This window comes from Bradyrhizobium sp. Ken64, from assembly GCF_055807555.1.
Genome location: NZ_JBVVPA010000025.1, coordinates 20,627 through 35,785 on the forward strand (window position 1 = coordinate 20,627; position 15,159 = coordinate 35,785).

Annotated in this window: 20 protein-coding genes; 12 read left to right on the forward strand and 8 right to left on the reverse strand. The window is 64.3% G+C overall.

What is annotated here, in order from left to right; all coding sequences use genetic code 11:
• Positions 1-113: 113 nt before the first annotated feature.
• The 6 genes from AC0L2F_RS30185 (at position 114) to AC0L2F_RS30210 (ending at position 4,982) form a co-directional block, all read left to right on the forward strand.
• Entirely contained in the window at positions 114-1,295 is a 1,182-nt protein-coding gene (locus AC0L2F_RS30185; protein ID WP_473250878.1) for an ABC transporter substrate-binding protein, read from the forward strand.
• Positions 1,296-1,305: 10 nt separating this feature from the next.
• Positions 1,306-2,286 carry a YVTN family beta-propeller repeat protein gene (locus AC0L2F_RS30190; RefSeq protein ID WP_473250880.1) on the forward strand — a complete coding sequence of 327 codons (981 nt, stop codon included), beginning with the start codon at positions 1,306-1,308 and terminating at the stop codon, positions 2,284-2,286.
• Positions 2,283-3,089 (forward strand): ABC transporter ATP-binding protein, encoded by an 807-nt coding sequence (locus AC0L2F_RS30195; RefSeq protein WP_473250881.1) that lies wholly within the window; start codon positions 2,283-2,285, stop codon positions 3,087-3,089. The genes AC0L2F_RS30190 and AC0L2F_RS30195 overlap by 4 nt, the downstream gene beginning before the upstream one ends.
• Complete coding sequence (locus AC0L2F_RS30200) at positions 3,086-3,934, forward strand: ABC transporter permease (protein WP_473250882.1); 849 nt, start codon at positions 3,086-3,088, stop codon at positions 3,932-3,934. The genes AC0L2F_RS30195 and AC0L2F_RS30200 overlap by 4 nt, the downstream gene beginning before the upstream one ends.
• Positions 3,931-4,545, forward strand: coding sequence for a hypothetical protein (locus tag AC0L2F_RS30205; RefSeq protein ID WP_063995429.1), 615 nt, complete (start codon positions 3,931-3,933; stop codon positions 4,543-4,545). Before AC0L2F_RS30200 ends, AC0L2F_RS30205 begins: the two co-directional genes overlap by 4 nt.
• Before the next feature lie 137 nt (positions 4,546-4,682).
• A complete protein-coding gene (locus AC0L2F_RS30210) occupies positions 4,683-4,982 on the forward strand; it encodes a copper-binding protein (RefSeq protein ID WP_063995428.1) in 300 nt (99 codons plus the stop codon).
• Positions 4,983-5,163: 181 nt separating this feature from the next.
• Here AC0L2F_RS30210 and AC0L2F_RS30215 read toward each other — a convergent pair whose 3' ends face one another.
• The gene (locus AC0L2F_RS30215) at positions 5,164-5,718 is read right to left on the reverse strand and encodes a PQQ-dependent catabolism-associated CXXCW motif protein (RefSeq protein ID WP_007612941.1); all 555 of its coding nucleotides are present in this window, start codon (positions 5,716-5,718) and stop codon (positions 5,164-5,166) included.
• 10 nt (positions 5,719-5,728) lie between these two features.
• Entirely contained in the window at positions 5,729-6,610 is an 882-nt protein-coding gene (locus tag AC0L2F_RS30220; RefSeq protein ID WP_063995426.1) for a substrate-binding domain-containing protein, read from the reverse strand.
• A gap of 130 nt (positions 6,611-6,740) precedes the next feature.
• Here AC0L2F_RS30220 and AC0L2F_RS30225 point away from each other — a divergent pair, with 130 nt between their 5' ends.
• Both AC0L2F_RS30225 and AC0L2F_RS30230 read left to right on the forward strand, forming a co-directional pair.
• A complete protein-coding gene (locus AC0L2F_RS30225) occupies positions 6,741-7,667 on the forward strand; it encodes a quinoprotein relay system zinc metallohydrolase 2 (RefSeq protein ID WP_473250883.1) in 927 nt (308 codons plus the stop codon).
• 50 nt (positions 7,668-7,717) lie between these two features.
• Positions 7,718-8,536, forward strand: a complete 819-nt coding sequence (locus AC0L2F_RS30230; protein ID WP_007612951.1) for a quinoprotein dehydrogenase-associated SoxYZ-like carrier — start codon at positions 7,718-7,720, stop codon at positions 8,534-8,536.
• A gap of 19 nt (positions 8,537-8,555) precedes the next feature.
• Here the strand turns inward: AC0L2F_RS30230 and AC0L2F_RS30235 are convergent, their stop codons facing one another.
• Together AC0L2F_RS30235 and AC0L2F_RS30240 are read right to left on the reverse strand one after the other, a co-directional pair.
• Positions 8,556-9,563, reverse strand: a complete 1,008-nt coding sequence (locus tag AC0L2F_RS30235) for a transporter (protein ID WP_473250884.1) — start codon at positions 9,561-9,563, stop codon at positions 8,556-8,558.
• Between the two features lie 89 nt (positions 9,564-9,652).
• On the reverse strand, positions 9,653-10,012 hold the full coding sequence (locus AC0L2F_RS30240) for a hypothetical protein (protein ID WP_473250885.1): 360 nt from the start codon (positions 10,010-10,012) through the stop codon (positions 9,653-9,655).
• 87 nt (positions 10,013-10,099) lie between these two features.
• Here AC0L2F_RS30240 and AC0L2F_RS30245 point away from each other — a divergent pair, with 87 nt between their 5' ends.
• The 4 genes from AC0L2F_RS30245 to AC0L2F_RS30260 are packed head-to-tail and all read left to right on the forward strand — an operon-like array spanning position 10,100 to position 12,920.
• Entirely contained in the window at positions 10,100-11,080 is a 981-nt protein-coding gene (locus AC0L2F_RS30245) for an ABC transporter substrate-binding protein (protein WP_473250910.1), read from the forward strand.
• A gap of 1 nt (position 11,081) precedes the next feature.
• On the forward strand, positions 11,082-11,819 hold the full coding sequence (locus AC0L2F_RS30250; protein ID WP_007612967.1) for an ABC transporter permease: 738 nt from the start codon (positions 11,082-11,084) through the stop codon (positions 11,817-11,819).
• On the forward strand, positions 11,809-12,519 hold the full coding sequence (locus AC0L2F_RS30255) for an ABC transporter ATP-binding protein (RefSeq protein ID WP_007612968.1): 711 nt from the start codon (positions 11,809-11,811) through the stop codon (positions 12,517-12,519). The genes AC0L2F_RS30250 and AC0L2F_RS30255 overlap by 11 nt, the downstream gene beginning before the upstream one ends.
• A 47-nt stretch (positions 12,520-12,566) precedes the next feature.
• On the forward strand, positions 12,567-12,920 hold the full coding sequence (locus AC0L2F_RS30260; RefSeq protein WP_473250886.1) for a hypothetical protein: 354 nt from the start codon (positions 12,567-12,569) through the stop codon (positions 12,918-12,920).
• A 177-nt stretch (positions 12,921-13,097) separates the two neighbouring features.
• On the opposite strand, the gene AC0L2F_RS30265 is transcribed toward AC0L2F_RS30260, so the two are convergent.
• From AC0L2F_RS30265 to AC0L2F_RS30280, 4 genes are all read right to left on the reverse strand, one after another.
• Complete coding sequence (locus tag AC0L2F_RS30265) at positions 13,098-13,307, reverse strand: hypothetical protein (protein WP_007612970.1); 210 nt, start codon at positions 13,305-13,307, stop codon at positions 13,098-13,100.
• Positions 13,308-13,438: 131 nt separating this feature from the next.
• A complete protein-coding gene (locus AC0L2F_RS30270) occupies positions 13,439-14,344 on the reverse strand; it encodes a hypothetical protein (protein ID WP_473250887.1) in 906 nt (301 codons plus the stop codon).
• Positions 14,345-14,380: 36 nt separating this feature from the next.
• Positions 14,381-14,461 carry a pyrroloquinoline quinone precursor peptide PqqA gene (pqqA, locus tag AC0L2F_RS30275; RefSeq protein WP_018460299.1) on the reverse strand — a complete coding sequence of 27 codons (81 nt, stop codon included), beginning with the start codon at positions 14,459-14,461 and terminating at the stop codon, positions 14,381-14,383.
• 171 nt (positions 14,462-14,632) lie between these two features.
• Positions 14,633-15,025, reverse strand: a complete 393-nt coding sequence (locus AC0L2F_RS30280) for an EF-hand domain-containing protein (RefSeq protein WP_473250911.1) — start codon at positions 15,023-15,025, stop codon at positions 14,633-14,635.
• Positions 15,026-15,159: the final 134 nt, after the last annotated feature.

Sequence of the window (15,159 nt, forward strand, 5' to 3'; positions counted from 1 at the left end):
GCGTGGCAGCGTGAGGACGAAATGCGGGGTTGCATGCCCTGACAAATCGGTCATGCTTTAGCAGAGACAATTCTCCATCGGCGGTCAAGCCGGGGAGAACATCTGGAGGAAACATGATCCGATGGTTGATCGGCCTGATCGGCCTGGGTCTTGCAGCGACGAGCGCGCTCGCGGCCGACCCCGTCATGATCGGCGTCGGCTATCTCGGAATCGCCGGCACCAGATCGACGCTGTCGCTGGTCGAGCAGCCCGCGGAGAATGACGGCGTCGCCGGCGCACGCCTGGCCATCGAGGACAACAACACCACCGGCAAATTCCTCAACCAGCGATTTACGCTTGAGGAGCGCCGGATCAAAGAGGGCGAGGATGCCGTGCAGGCCGCGACCGACCTCGCCGCACGCAACGGCTTCATCATCGCCGACCTGCCGGCCGACGCGCTGCTGAAGGTCGCCGACGCCCTGCGCGACCGCGGCACGCTGCTGTTCAACGCCGGCGCGATCGACGAGCGGCTGCGCGAGGCCGATTGCCGTGCCAACATCATCCACACCGCGCCGACGCGCGCAATGCTGGCCGATGCGCTCGGCCAATATCTGGTGTGGAAGCAGTGGAAGCGCTGGCTGCTCGTGGTCGGCTCGCACGACGAGGACAAACTGTTCGCCGATGCGCTCCGGCGCACCGCGACGCGGTTCGGCGCCAAGATCGTGCAGGAGCGCAGCTTCGAGGACAAAGGCGGCGCGCGCCGCACGGACTCGGGCGTGACGCTGATCCAGCGCCAGATGCCGGTATTCACGCAACAGGCACCTGCCTACGACGTGCTGGTCGCCGCCGACGAAAGCGAGGTGTTCGGCGCCTACCTGCCCTATCGCACCTGGGATCCGCGGCCTGTCGCGGGCTCTGCCGGCCTGGTGCCGCGCAGCTGGGACGCCGCGCAGGACCAGTGGGGCGCGATCCAGATGCAGAACCGGTTCGTCAAGCTGAACGCGCGGCGCATGACCGCGCTCGACATGCAGGCTTGGACGGCCGTGCGCATGATCGGAGAGGCCACCTCGCGCACCAATTCCGGCGACGTCAAGAAGGTCACCGATTTCATCAAGGGGCCGGATTTCTCCGTCGCCGCCTTCAAGGGCACGAAGCTGACCTTGCGCGACTGGAACCTGCAGCTGCGCCAGCCGATCCTGCTGGTCGACGGCCGAATGGTGGTGTCGGTGTCTCCGCAGGAAGGTTTCCTGCATCAGGTCTCCGAGCTCGACACGCTCGGCTATGACCGCCCGGAGAGCAAATGCAAGCTAAAGTGAGGACATTAAAGTGAGGACTTGGACGTTGCGCGCGTGGCGCATTGGGTTGCTGTCCGGATTGGCACTGGCGGCAGCGCCGGCGCATGCGTTCGTCGCCTATGTCTCGAACGAGAAGAGCAACACGGTGTCGGTGATCGATACCGAGAGCTGGACGGTGACCAGGACCATCAAGGTCGGCCAACGCCCGCGCGGCATCGATTTCACGCGCGACGGCAAGTTCGTGATGGTCGCGGTCGGCGACGACGACACCATCCAGATGATCGACGCCAAGACGCAAACCGTGGTGGACAGCCTGCCCTCCGGGCCGGACCCTGAATTGTTCGCCCAGGATGCCGCCGGCAAGGTCCTCTATGTCGCCAACGAGAACGACAACACGGTGACCGTGATCGACCTCGAGAAGCGCGCCCGCCTTGGCGACATCCAGGTCGGCGTCGAGCCCGAGGGCATGACCATCAGCCCGGACGGCAAGACGCTGATCAACACGTCCGAGACCACCAATATGGCGCATTTCATCGACACGTCGTCGCGCCGGATCGTCGCCAACGTGCTGGTCGACGCGCGGCCGCGCTTTGCCGAATTCAAGCACGACGCTTCCGAATTGTGGGTGTCCTCGGAGATCGGCGGCACCGTGTCGATCATCGACCCCCGCAAGCACGAGGTGACCGGCAAGATCAATTTCGAGATTCCGGGGTTGAGGAAAGAGGCGATCCAGCCCGTCGGCATCGGCATGACCAAGGACGACAAGACCGCCTTCATCGCGCTCGGTCCCGCCAACCGCATCGCCGTGGTCGATACCGGCTCGCGCAAGGTGACGAAGTATCTGCTGGTGGGACAGCGGGTCTGGCACATGGCATTCACGCCGGACGAAAAATTTCTGCTCACCACCAACGGCGTCTCGAACGACGTCTCCGTCATCGACGTCGCCGCGCAAAAAGTGATCAAGACCATTCAGGTGGGCGAACTGCCTTGGGGTATCACGATCGCGCCATGACCAGCCCTGCTCCCATCGCCGAACAACGCGAAACACCAAGGCCCGATCCGGCGGCCGTGCCCGCGCTGTCGATCGACGGCGTCAGCCACGCTTATGGCCCGCGCCGCGCGCTGGTGGACGTGTCCTTCAACGTACAGCCCGCGAGCTTCACGGCCCTGCTCGGCCTCAACGGCGCAGGCAAGAGCACGCTGTTCTCGCTGATCACGCGGCTGTTCGGCATCCAGTCCGGCCGCGTCAGCATTTTCGGCCATGACATCAGCAAAAGCCCCGGCGAAGCGCTGCGGTTGCTCGGCGTCGTGTTCCAGCCGCGCACGCTCGATCTCGATCTGTCGCTGACGCAGAACCTGCTCTATCACGCCGCACTCCACGGCATCAGCCGTCGCGAGGCCGCTGCACGAGCTGCCGAGCTGCTCGGCCGCATCGGGCTTACCGAGCGCGCCGGCAGCAAAGTGCGCGATCTCTCGGGCGGGCAGATGCGACGGCTGGAGATCGCACGCGCCCTGCTGCACCGGCCGCGCCTGCTGTTGCTGGACGAGCCGACCGTCGGCCTCGACGTCAAGGCGCGCGCCGACATCATCGGCCATGTGCGCCAGCTCGTGAGCGAGCAAGGCATCGGCGTGCTCTGGGCCACGCATCTGTTCGACGAGATCATGACCGGTGACGATCTCGTGGTGCTGCACCAGGGCAAGGTGCTGGCGCAGGGACCGATGAGCCGCGTCGTCGCGGAAGCCGGCGCGCAGGACGTCAACACCGCCTTCATGCGCCTGACCGGCGCGCAGACCCTGCCGGGCGGCGGCGCATGAGCAGCATCACCACGCGCGAGGCGCCACGCGGCTTCTCCGCCGCCGAATACATGACCTGCCTCACGGGCATCGTCTGGCGCGAGGGACTGCGCTTCCTGCACCAGCGCGAGCGTTTCGTCTCGGCGCTGGTGCGGCCGCTGGTGTGGCTGTTCATCTTCGCCGCCGGCTTCCGCCAGGTGCTCGGCATCTCCATCATCCCGCCCTACGAGACCTACATCCTCTACGAGGTCTTCATCGCGCCCGGGCTGATGGCCATGATCCAGCTCTTCAACGGCATGCAGTCCTCGCTCTCGATGGTCTACGACCGCGAGATGGGGAACATGCGCACGCTGCTGGTAAGCCCATTGCCGCGCGGCTACCTGTTGTTCTGCAAGTTGCTCGCGGGCACCGCGGTGTCGCTGCTCCAGGTCTATGCGTTCCTTCTGATCGCCTGGTTCTGGGACATCACCCCTCCTCTATCAGGCTATCTCACCGTGCTGCCGGCACTGATCCTGTCCGGACTGATGCTGGGCTCGCTGGGCATGCTGATCTCCTCCGGCATCAAGCAGCTGGAGAACTTTGCCGGCGTGATGAATTTTGTCATTTTCCCGATGTTCTTCGCTTCATCGGCACTCTACCCGCTCTGGCGGGTGCAGGAGGGCAGCCCCTATCTCTACTATGTCTGCGAGGCCAATCCGTTCACCCATGCGGTCGAGCTGATCCGCTTCGCGCTGTACGGACAGATCAACTGGATCTCGCTGGCGGTGGTCGCGACCTGCACAATCGCCTTCATGATCGGCGCGATCTATGCCTATGATCCCTCGCGCGGGCTGGCGCGACGAGGCCCTGCGGGAGGCGAAGGATGACGGTTCGGGTTCTGGCCATGGCCGCTCTGATGCTTGCAGCCGCGAGCACGGCGGCACGCGCGGCCGATCCGCGTTATCCGGATTGGCCCTGCACGCAGGCAAAAGTGCCGGAAATTTCGCTCGCCGCCGTCTGGGCTGGTCCTTCGCTCGACGACGTGCAGAACAAGTGGAAGGACGACGCCAAAGTCAGCGCGCTGGTCGCCAAACTGTCGGCACGCAAGACGCCGCTGGACGAGGCCGAGAAGCTGGTGAAGGAGTTCTTGGCGGGCTCCGCGGCCGACAAGACCGCGAATGCGAAACTGCTGTTCGCAGGCCTGTTCGACACGCTCAACGCTCAGCGCTCGCAGGTCATGAGCGGGCTGGAGCGCGTCAGCCGCAAGCAGCGCGAAGCCGCCGACAAGATCCGCGAGGAGAGTGTCCAGCTCCAGGCGCTCCAGGGCGCCACGCCGCGCGACGAGGCCAAAGTCGAGGCGCTCAGCAACGAGCTGATCTGGAAGACCCGCATTTTCGAGGACCGCCACAAGGTGGTGCGGTTCGTTTGCGAGGTTCCCACGACCATCGACCAGCGGCTGTTTGCGCTCGGACGCGTGATCCAGCAGGAAATGGAATAGAGTCAGCCTCATTGACCGCCTGCAGCCGGTTCCCGCGCCTCCATTGCGGTCATTAACCTGTCGCCGCGCTGTATGCCGGAACCAAATCGGTCTAGGATGTCTTGTCGATGGGTAATCCAAGGCATCGGGAGGCCTCGATGGGAACCACGAAATTCATCCTCGCAGGCGCTGCGGCCATCAGCATGCTCGCAAGCAGCGCATTCGCTGACGATCTGACCGGAATGGTCACCCGGATCGATCGGCTCAACAGTACGATCTCGATCCAGCAGACGCAGAAGGGCACGGTCGGTGGCAGCGCAGGCGGCGCCGGCGCGCTCCAGCAGTACAAGGCCAAGGATGCCGCGATGCTCGACGCCGTCCATGCTGGCGACCGGGTGAGCTACTCTGCGACCGACAATAACGGCACGGGCACGCTGACGAAGTTGCAGAAGCAGTAGTGTTGCCTTCACCTCTCCCCGCTTGCGGGGAGAGGTCGGAATTCGCGCGCTGCGCGGATTCCGGGTGAGGGGTACAGTGTCCCTCGATGGGTTCAATCTGAGGAGAAAGGCCCCTCACCCCAACCCTCTCCCCGTAAGAACGGGGCGAGGGAGCGCACCTGCGCTAGGTGATGCAGCTTGCCTACTGCTCCGGCCGCGGCTCGGGCTGCGCCTCCTCAGTAGGAAGCTTTGCGCGCTCCCAGCCATCGGTGCCATCGGGATACCAGGCGACGTTGTAGCCATACGCGAGCGCGCGCTTGGCGGCGTTCCAGGACATCCAGCAATCGGCCAGGCAATAGATCACGAGCAGCGCGGTCTTATCGCCGTGTGATGCACGCGCGAGGCCGCGCTGGAAATAGTCGTCCATGGCGGGCGGCAGCGTGCCGTAGCCAGTATCCGGCAGCCAGATGCTGCCCGGGATGTTTTTGCGCGGCGCCTCGCGCCAGACGGTACCCGCGGGAAGGTTCTTCGGCTTCGGCGCGCGCGGCAGCACGTCGATGAAGGCGCCGCTCTTCGCGTGCCAGATCGCCTCGGCTTCTGACGTCGACAGCACGCGCGCGCCGCCGAGCGTCGCCGGCACGGGCGCGCGATAGTTGTCGGTGCGATAGCCCTCGGGCTCGAACGGCTCCTGCTGCTGCGCAACGACCGGCGCCACCAGCATGGCGGCGACGAGCGCAACGGCAAGAGGCCGCTTCATGGCGTCTGCCTCATGGCGTCTTCTTGGCCGTCTCCGCGCCGAGCGGCCGATCGCTCTCGTCCAGCAGCGGCACGCCGAAGTCGAGCAGGATCTTGTTGATCTCGCCCTGGTTCTCCTGGATCAGCTTGTTGAGCTGCCGCTTCCAGTTTTGGTCGGCGCCACGCACGCCCATGCCGATGCGATAGACCAGCTTTGGCCCGGTGGTTTCCTTCACCAGCGGCGTGACATGAAGCGATCCCGCCTTCTTCGCGTAGAACCCTGCCATCGGTCCCCACAGCACGCCGGCATCGATCTTGCCGGCCGTAAGGTCATCGATCATGGCCTGCGCCGAATTGTCGTAGCGCGTGTCGATCATCAGCGGATAGGGCTTTGCATCACCCATCAGTCCCGCGATGGCCATGTTGGTCGCAGGCGGCGTGCCGGCGACGATGCCGACATGCTTGCCCTTCAATCTGGTATCCTCGAGCGTGTCGACCTCCTCCAGCCCGCTGCCTGCTTTCGCGACCAGGGCATAGCTCGTGCGGTAATAGGGATTGGTGCCTTGCACGAGGTCGTCGCCTTGGGGGAAACCCATGATGACGTCGCAGCGATGCGAGCCGAGCGTCATGCGCACGAAGCCGGTGGCTTGCGGAAAAAAGACATAGTCGAGCTTCTTCTGGAGCTTGTCCGCAAACAGCTCGGCAAGCTTGTTCTCGAACCCCTCGCCCTTCTCGTTCGAGAACGGCAGATTGCGCGGGTCGGAGCAGACGCGCAGCACCTTGGGATCGACCAGCTCGAAGGAGAGGTCACCCGTCTCGTTGGTCTGCGCGATGGCGACATCGCCGAATGCCCAAGACGCAACCAGGATACTTAGTGAAAGCAACCAGCGACGATGTCGTCCGGCCTCCGTCATCGCGCTTCCTCCTAGGCTTGTTTGAATGCTAGCCATGCAACGCATGACGCGCCATGTTTTGCCAGACTGTGTGCTGGCTTTTCTTTGTTGCAGTGCAATGCGCGCAAACCCTTTGAACTGAGGCGGAAAAGTGTCTCGCATCGCTCTCGTGATCGCAGCCTTGTCCCTGCTGGTGAAAGCGACGCTAGCATGCGCCGCAGCGGCCGAATTGCCTGTGAGCGAAGTCGCACCCGGAATCTTCGTACACTCCGGGACCATCGCGCTGATGACCCGCGAGAACGAGGGCGACATCGCCAATGTCGGATTCATCGTGGGCGAGGATGCTGTGGCGGTGATTGATACCGGCGGTAGCGTTCGCGAGGGCGAGGCGCTGCTGGCGGCGGTGCGGGCCCGCACCAGCAAGCCGATCCGCTACGTCATCAATACCCACGGCCATCCCGACCATGTTTTCGGCAATGCGGCCTTCGCCATCGGGGACACCATTTTCGTCGGTCACAGCAGGCTGCCGCGGGCGCTCGCGGCGCGCGGGCCGTACTATCTCGACAATTTTAGGCGCATCATGGGCGACGAATTGATATCTCCCGTGAAGATCGTGCCGCCCACAATGCTCGTCACGGACACCCTGACGCTCGATCTGGGCGCGCGCCGCCTGACCTTGCGGGCCTGGCCGGCCGGGCACAGCGATAATGACCTGACCGTGTTCGACGAGACGACGAAGACGCTGTTCACTGGCGACCTCGTCTTCCTCCGCCATATTCCGGTGATGGACGGCAGCATTCGCGGCTGGCTCGGCACCCTCGGGGAACTCAAGAGCATTCCGGCGCAGCGCGTCGTTCCCGGTCACGGACCCGTGAGCGAATGGCCTGCGGCGCTGACCGATGAACGGCGCTATCTGACGGCACTGTTGGCGGACGTCCGGGCATCGAACAAGAAGGGCGAGCCGATCCGAACCGCCGCAGACAAGGCGGCCGCCTCGGAACGGCCGCACTGGGAGCTGTTCGACGACTACAACGCCCGCAACGCAACCGCAGCATTTTCGGAAATTGAATGGGAGTAGCGGACGCGCTACGATGCGCGAAACGTTGCTTCGTCCGCGGGACCAAGACCATGACGGGATGCACGCGCCGACTGCCTCTGATCGCCCTGCTCCTCGGCATTGCATTCGCCGTGCCGGCGCAAGCGGAAGAGGCTTACGATCCCTGGCCGGGCCTGGTGCAGGACATCTTCAGTAACCGTCCGATGAATGACGGCGGCAACGTCATTGGCATCGAGATGCCGTATCGCGCCGAGGACGCGGCCATCGTGCCGGTGACCCTGCGCAGCAAGCTCTCGCCTGGCGATGCCCGCCGCATCCGTTCGATCACGCTGGTGATCGATCGTAACCCCGCGCCGATGGCAGCGAAGTTCGAGCTCGGGCCGGATGCCAACGTCACCGAAATCTCGACGCGCGTGCGCGTCAACAATTACACCGACGTCCATGCGGTGGCCGAGCTCAGCGATGGACAGCTCTATGTCTCGAAGGTCTATGTAAAGGCTTCCGGCGGCTGCTCGGCACCGGCGGGCAAGAATGCCGAGGAAGCCCAGAACCGGCTCGGTCAGATGCGCTACCGCCAATTCGCGCGCGAAGAGGCCCCGGCGAGCCGCATGCGGGAGGCGCAGATCATGATCGGCCACCCCAACAATTCCGGCCTGCAGATGGATCAGGTCACGCAGCTTTACATTCCCGCCTTCTTCGTCAACCAGCTCAAGCTGACGCAGGACGACAGCCCCGTGCTCTCGATGGAAGGCGGCATCTCGATCTCGGAAGATCCCAATCTGCGCTTCACCTATGTGTCCAACGGCGCCAGGCGTTTTCGCGCGGAAGCCAAGGATACGGACGGACACGTGTTCCGCAACGAGTGGGATGTGGAGAAGCCGGGGACGTGAGGGCGTCCATTATCCTCCCTCAATATCCCTCGCCCCAACGATACTGCCATGCGATACCGACAGCTGTCAGTTCGCTTCCCGTGCGGCTGGTGATGCCGGTGCTGGCTGAGAGCTTGACTGAGTTTTGTCGATCGATCGGAAACGCAACCGTCACGCCCGCGCGCGAGATGGCCTGCTCGTTGTCGTTTTTGATGCCGTTGAGGGTCGTGCTGCCGCCGGCGAAATACAGTCCGTCCAGCGCCATCCATATGCCGGACTGGAACGTGTAGATGACATGTCCCTGCACCGCATAGATCGGAGCCTGCGAGAACGTCTTGCCGCCGAAGAAGTCGGTGTTGTCGCTGAAGAAGGTCACGCTGGGGGCGAGCTCGACGGTCCATGGTCCCCATGCCTTTGAAACTCCCAGCTCGGGCCGGAACGACCAACGGTTGCCGCCGAGGTTAAGCAGCTTGGTGCTGTCATATTGCCCGAGGGGCGCGGAGACCTGAAGGCTTACGCCCACGATCAGATCCTGGTGGTAGCTGACGAAGTCCTTCGCCGAGAGCGCGGGAGCCCCAAACAGGTTGACCGAGACACGAAATCGCGGATCGCCCAGACCGGACATCTCTCGTGCGCGCGGCTCGCCGTTGACGAGCCCATGCGCGGCAAACGACGATGTCGGCACGATCGCGTCGAACTTGGCCGACTGGCCGGCGAGGTCGAAGGACCGAACATAGGCCACTACGCCGGTATCGGAGCGGAATGTGGCATCGGCGATCGCGGTGCTGGGATCGAACGCGAGCTTGCCTTGGGCGTAAACGTAGCCCGAGATCAGGAAATTCAACCCGACAGGCGTATTCGAATACGATCGCGGCTCGGCCTCCTGCGCGCTCGCACTCGAGACCGCCGACAATGCGGCGACTATTCCCAATGCCGGGCCGAGCGGGAACCGTCTTGCGCGACGCGCTTGAGGCGCATCGGCGTTTGCATCATCGATGATGGGCGCATCACCAACCGCCCGGTGCACTCCAACGTCGTGCCGGTCCATCGAGATATCCTACCAAGCAAGCCCGTCGGATCATACCATCGAAGCTCCGCCGGCGACCTTGACGAGGGAAGCGAAGCAGCGCGGCACAGTCAAAAACACCTCACCTCGGCTTCCGCCTGCGCGCGCCTGAGGTCATTCACCGCGGAATTCGCCTGCTCCGACGTGCGGAACTGGACGCCGAGATTGCCGCGGACCTGGGACATGCTGAGCGCGGTTTCGGCGGTGACGTAGCGCTCATAGGACACGATCGAGGCCACAACGTCGATCGAGCAGGAACATTGCTCGATCGCCTGCCGGCTCTCGCCATTGGCCTTCATGCAGCCATAGACATACTCGGCACGCGCCGACGTCGGATAATCATTGGCCTCTTCAGCCTGCGTGGCGAGCGCGGGCGCAGCCCACACCGCCAATGCGGCGACAATCGGTCGTAGCTGTCCGGCCAGATTCATGAGCGTCCTCCCGCTGGTTGCGACGGAAGCTATGCTATGCGTATTGTCCTGAAAAGCACTCTATCAGAGGAAACGGCTCACAAGGTGATGAGAGCATTTGGTCGATCATTCGCGCTCGCGGTGACGCTGGCGCTGACACTGGCCGGGCCCGGCCGCGCCGCGGATACCATCCGCCTTGCGGTGCAGAAGACCGGAACATTCTCCTGGGAGCTGGCTGCGATCCGCGCCGACGGCCTCGACAAGGAGGCCGACCTGTCGCTCGACGTCACCGAGCTTGCGAGCCCCGAGGCCGGCAAGATCGCGCTACGTGCGGGCAATGCCGACATCATCCTGTCCGATTGGCTGTGGGTGTCGCGCGAGCGCACGCTCGGCGCCAAGCTCACCTTCTATCCCTATTCCAGCGCGCTCGGCGCGGTGATGGTGCCGGCCGCCTCGCCGATCAAGTCGCTGGCTGATCTGAAGGGCCGCAAGCTCGCCGTCGGCGGCGGCCCCATCGACAAGAGCTGGCTGCTGCTCCAGGCGCGCTTGAAGCAGGACGGTATCGACCTGAAATCGGAGGCGACCATCGTCTATGGTGCTCCGCCCCTGATCGCCGCCAAGGCGCTCGACGGCGAGATGGATGCGAGCCTCAATTTCTGGAATTTCTGCGCGCAGCTGGAGGCCAAGGGTTTTAGACGCCTCGCCGGCATCGAGGACATCCTGCCGAAGCTCGGCGCCAAGGGCGCGGTCTCCGCAGTTGGCTATGTTTTCGACGAAAGCTGGGCAGCAAGTCACCGCGAGGCGGTGGCGCGCTTCATCGCGATGACGCGCAAGGCCAAGCAGCTGCTGGTGACCTCGGATGCCGCCTGGGACAAGATCGCACCGCTCACCGGCACGAGCGATGCCACCCTGCTCAAGACCTATCGCGAGCGATATCGCGACGGCATTCCGCGCCGGGGCATCGATGACGAAGAAAAGGACGCGCGCGTGCTCTACCGCGTGCTGGCCGAGACCGGCGGCCGCGACCTCGTGGGCCCGGCTGCCGAACTCGATCCCGGCACGTTCTATCACGCAGTTCCCGGAGACTGAGGTGCTGCGCCTTCTGTCGTTTGCCCTGTTGCTCGCGATCTGGTGGACAGCCGCGCTGTTCGTCGGCGCCGCGAAGCTCCCCTCTCCGCCCGCCGTGCTCGACGTCGTCATCGCGGAAGCATCGAGCGGCGCGCTGTTCCTGCATCTTGGCGCCACGCTCGCCCGCGTGAGCCTCGCCTTCGTGCTGGCGATGTCGCTCGGCAGCGCCATCGGCTATCTGATGGGACGGGTGAAGCTCGCCGACAGGCTCGGCGATCCCTGGCTGATCCTGCTCCTGAACCTGCCCGCGCTGGTCGTGATCGTGCTCGCCTATATCTGGGCCGGGCTCACTGAAGCCGCAGCGATCGCGGCGATCGCCATCAACAAGCTGCCGACCGCCATCGTCACCCTGCGCGAGGGGGCGCGCGCGCTCGACCGCTCGCTCGACGAGATGGCGAGCGTGTTCGCGATGCCGCGCTGGCGCGCCTTCCGCCACGTCGTGCTGCCGCAACTGGCGCCCTATATCGCAGCCTCAGCCCGCTCCGGATTGTCGCTGGTGTGGAAGATCGTGCTGGTCGCCGAACTCCTGGGCCGGCCGAACGGCGTCGGCTTCGAGATCGGCGTCGCTTTCCAGCTGTTCGACACGCCGAGGCTGCTGGCCTATTCACTTACTTTCGCCGCCGTCGTGCTGGTGATCGAGACCGCGCTGGTGCAACCGTTCGAAGCCCGCGCAACACGGTGGCGGCCCCGTGCGGCTTGAGGTCGATATCACAGGCAAGAGGTTCAAGAGTGCCGCGGGCGGGACGCAGCAGGTGCTCGCGCCGGTCAGCTTCGCGCTTCAATCCGGCGAGGTCGGCGTGCTGATCGGTCCGTCCGGCTGCGGCAAGAGCACGATGCTGCGCATCATCCTTGGGCTCGACCGCGATTTCGCGGGGCGCGTCTCGCGCCCGCCGGAAGCGCGGATCGGCATGGTTTTCCAGGAGCCACGGCTGCTGCCATGGCGCTCGGTCGAGCAGAATGTGCGGCTTGCGGCACCCGATGTCACTGACGCCAAGCTCGCCGAGCTGTTCAGGATCCTGGAGCTGGAGGCGCATCGCAGCCATTTTCCCGGCGAATTGTCACTGGGGTTGGCCCGGCGCGTTGCGCTGGCCCGCGCCTTTGCGGTGGAGCCCGATCTGCTCGTGCTCGACGAGCCCCTCGCCTCGCTCGACGACGCGCTCGCCGGCCGTTTGCGCGACGAGATCGCGACGCTGGTAGCGCGCCGTCCGGTGATGACGCTGCTCGTCACCCACAGCCTGGATGACGCGATCCGGCTCGGCGACCGCCTGTTCTTGCTGTCGCCGCGACCGGCGCGAATCGTTCGGGAGGTGCCGATTGCCATCCCGCGCGCGGAGCGCAGCGAGGCCGAACTCGGCAGGATCAGGGCCGAGCTCGCGGCGTTGCAGCTTGAAACGAAATGAGAACTCATGGTCAACTGGACCAACGACATCTTCGCGGGAGGTTTCTCATGCGGCGCACGCTGATTGCGATCGGCATCCTGTTGGTTGCGATGCCGGGCGCGGCGCTCGCGCAGACCAAAGGCAAGGGTATCCGGCTCTGGAATCTGACGACGGAGACGATCTCCGGCTTCCAGCTCTCACCGGCCGGGAAGACCGAGTGGGGGCCGAACCAGTGCTTGAACGACAAGGACAAGGAGGTCGACCACGACGAGCGGCTGCGCATCACCGGCGTCGAGCCTGGCCGCTACGACGCCAAGGTCAGCTATCCCAATGCACGGCAGTGCATCGTGCGCGACATCGAGATCAAGGCGGATGCGGTGTTCTCGATCGCCGACAAGGATCTGAAGGACTGCAGCAAGTAGCGCGGGCTGCGTTACGAGCGTTTTCCCCTCATGGTGAGGAGCGCGGAACGCGCGTCTCGAACCATGCAGGCCCGTCTGTCGCCTGCGGCCGTCCTTCGAGACGCTTGCTTCGCAAGCTCCTCAGGATGAGGACCTAAGCCAGTTGCGACCGGCAACGCAGCTCAGGGCTTCACGGCTTCACGCCTTGTCGTTCGGATGCGGATATTCGCAGCGCCACCGCACCGCCTGCCACTTCGGATGGTCGCCGACCCATTGCGCGATATAGGGCGGCGCAGCCATCGCGCATTGCTTCGGCGACCCCGCATAGTTGAACACCAGATGCTGCTCCTCGCAGGTCGCAGGCGAGAGCAACGCACACACAGTCACTACCAGGTCGATCGGGTTCATGCCGGGATCCTCGCAGAGGCGATGAAGATTAGCACAAAAAGTTACGCTCCGAGGAGCCGGAAGTTTCAATCCGGTGGAACAAACGGGGGCTTTTTCCTCTCCCTGCACGCGCGGAGAGGCGAAGAGCGCGCCTAGAAATTGATGCCGAATATGACCCTTGCCTGGTGGCGCTCGAAATTGACGAGGTCAAGATTGCCGCCCGATCCGGCCGGACGGCCCCAAGCCTGCATGCTCCAGCTCATGGTCAGGCGCGAGCGCTCGGAAAGCTGGAAATAAGCGGTCGGGCCGACAAAGAGGGCCTGTCCTGCGAACTCGCCGAGGCCGATGCCTTCGTACTCCCGGAAGTAGCGCACCTCGCCGCCGAGCAGCACATCGGGCCGCACGCGCACCAGGCCGGCGAAGGCCGCGCCGATGGTCGAACTCTTTTCGGACAGTCCCGCCATCTCGAAGCGCGCCCATTCGGGCTGATAGATCAGGTTGAGCGCCCCGATGGCGAAGTTCGGGATCAGCTCGCGATCGAAGGCGAGCGTGAAATCGGTACCGTACATCCGGCCTTTTGCGCCAGAGGTCTCGTCGATGCGGTCGCCATGGAGTTCGGCGGCGACAGTCAACCCGAATGGCGCGCGCTCGCGATCGAGCAGGCGATAACGCAGATCGAGCGAAGCGCCCTGAAAATTGAACTGGCGGCGATCGCCGATATCGGGGACGCCGGTGATGTCGTGCAGCGTGGCCGTGCCGCCGACCTCGATGCGGAAGTTCGGCAGCGGCACGATCTCGATCTCGACCTCCTGCGAGAGGGCGCGATAGGTCCCGCCGCCTTTGCCGAATCGTCCTGTCGTCTGGGTCTGGAATTCGCGCTCGCCGGGATTGCCGACATCGGTGCCGATCATGAAGCCGAAGATGTGCTCGGTATCAAAGCCCTCTTCGGCGCTGACGCATGCCGGCGCGAGCGCGACGGTGCAGGCGGCTATGGTCCAGAATGTAAGGGCTCTCGCGCGCATCCCCGACACTACCACGGCTTCGACGGTGGTTGCCATCGAAGCCGCGGCAGGTCGTCAGTCTTACTTGTGGTCTTACTTGCGCAAAGCGCAGGCGTACATGTTGATTTCCATGCCGACCGGCACTTCCACGATTTTCGGAGCTTTCCAGGCCATTCGGGGACTCCCAAGGGATTGAGCGCGACATCGCGCCGGCCAAAACCTAGGGCTGCGTCAGGGACAACGCAAGTCGGGAATCGCGCCGTTGACACAGCGAACTGTCGCATCGCGCTTGCAAATTTCTCTCTCGGGCAACTCGCCTTCGCTCCCAGTCAAGGGTCGCAGTTCTCACCGCAACAAGCGCAGCAGCGCGCGGCCGGCGCGCGAGTTCAGCTCCTTCGCATCCAGCGTTCCATCCTTATCGGGATTCGTCGCGTTGAAGCGCTGCTCCACCACCGAGAGATATTCGTCGAGCGTGAGAGTCCCGTCGCGATCGGGATCGGCGGCGGCGAGTTCTTTCGCCGTTAATCGTCCGCGCAACTCGCGGGCGTCGAGCGTGCCGTCGTGATCGGGATCGAGCTTGGTGAACAACGCGGCCGCCCCCTTCTTCACCTCGGCAAGATCGAGGGTGCCGTCATTGTCGGTATCGAAGGTCTTGACCGCGTTGCCGGAGGCCGACCAGGCCGGACCAGACAGCAGTGCAATCGTGAACGCAAGTGCAACAGAGCGACGCGATATCATGAAGACCTCCTTGACCAAGACGCCGATTCGAACCGGATCGAAGCGACATAAGTCCACAAGCGAGCCTCGGTTCAAGCCCCGAATTGCAGCCTGCGCACCGCACAACTTGCTGAACCTGTCGGCCCGACCGCTGC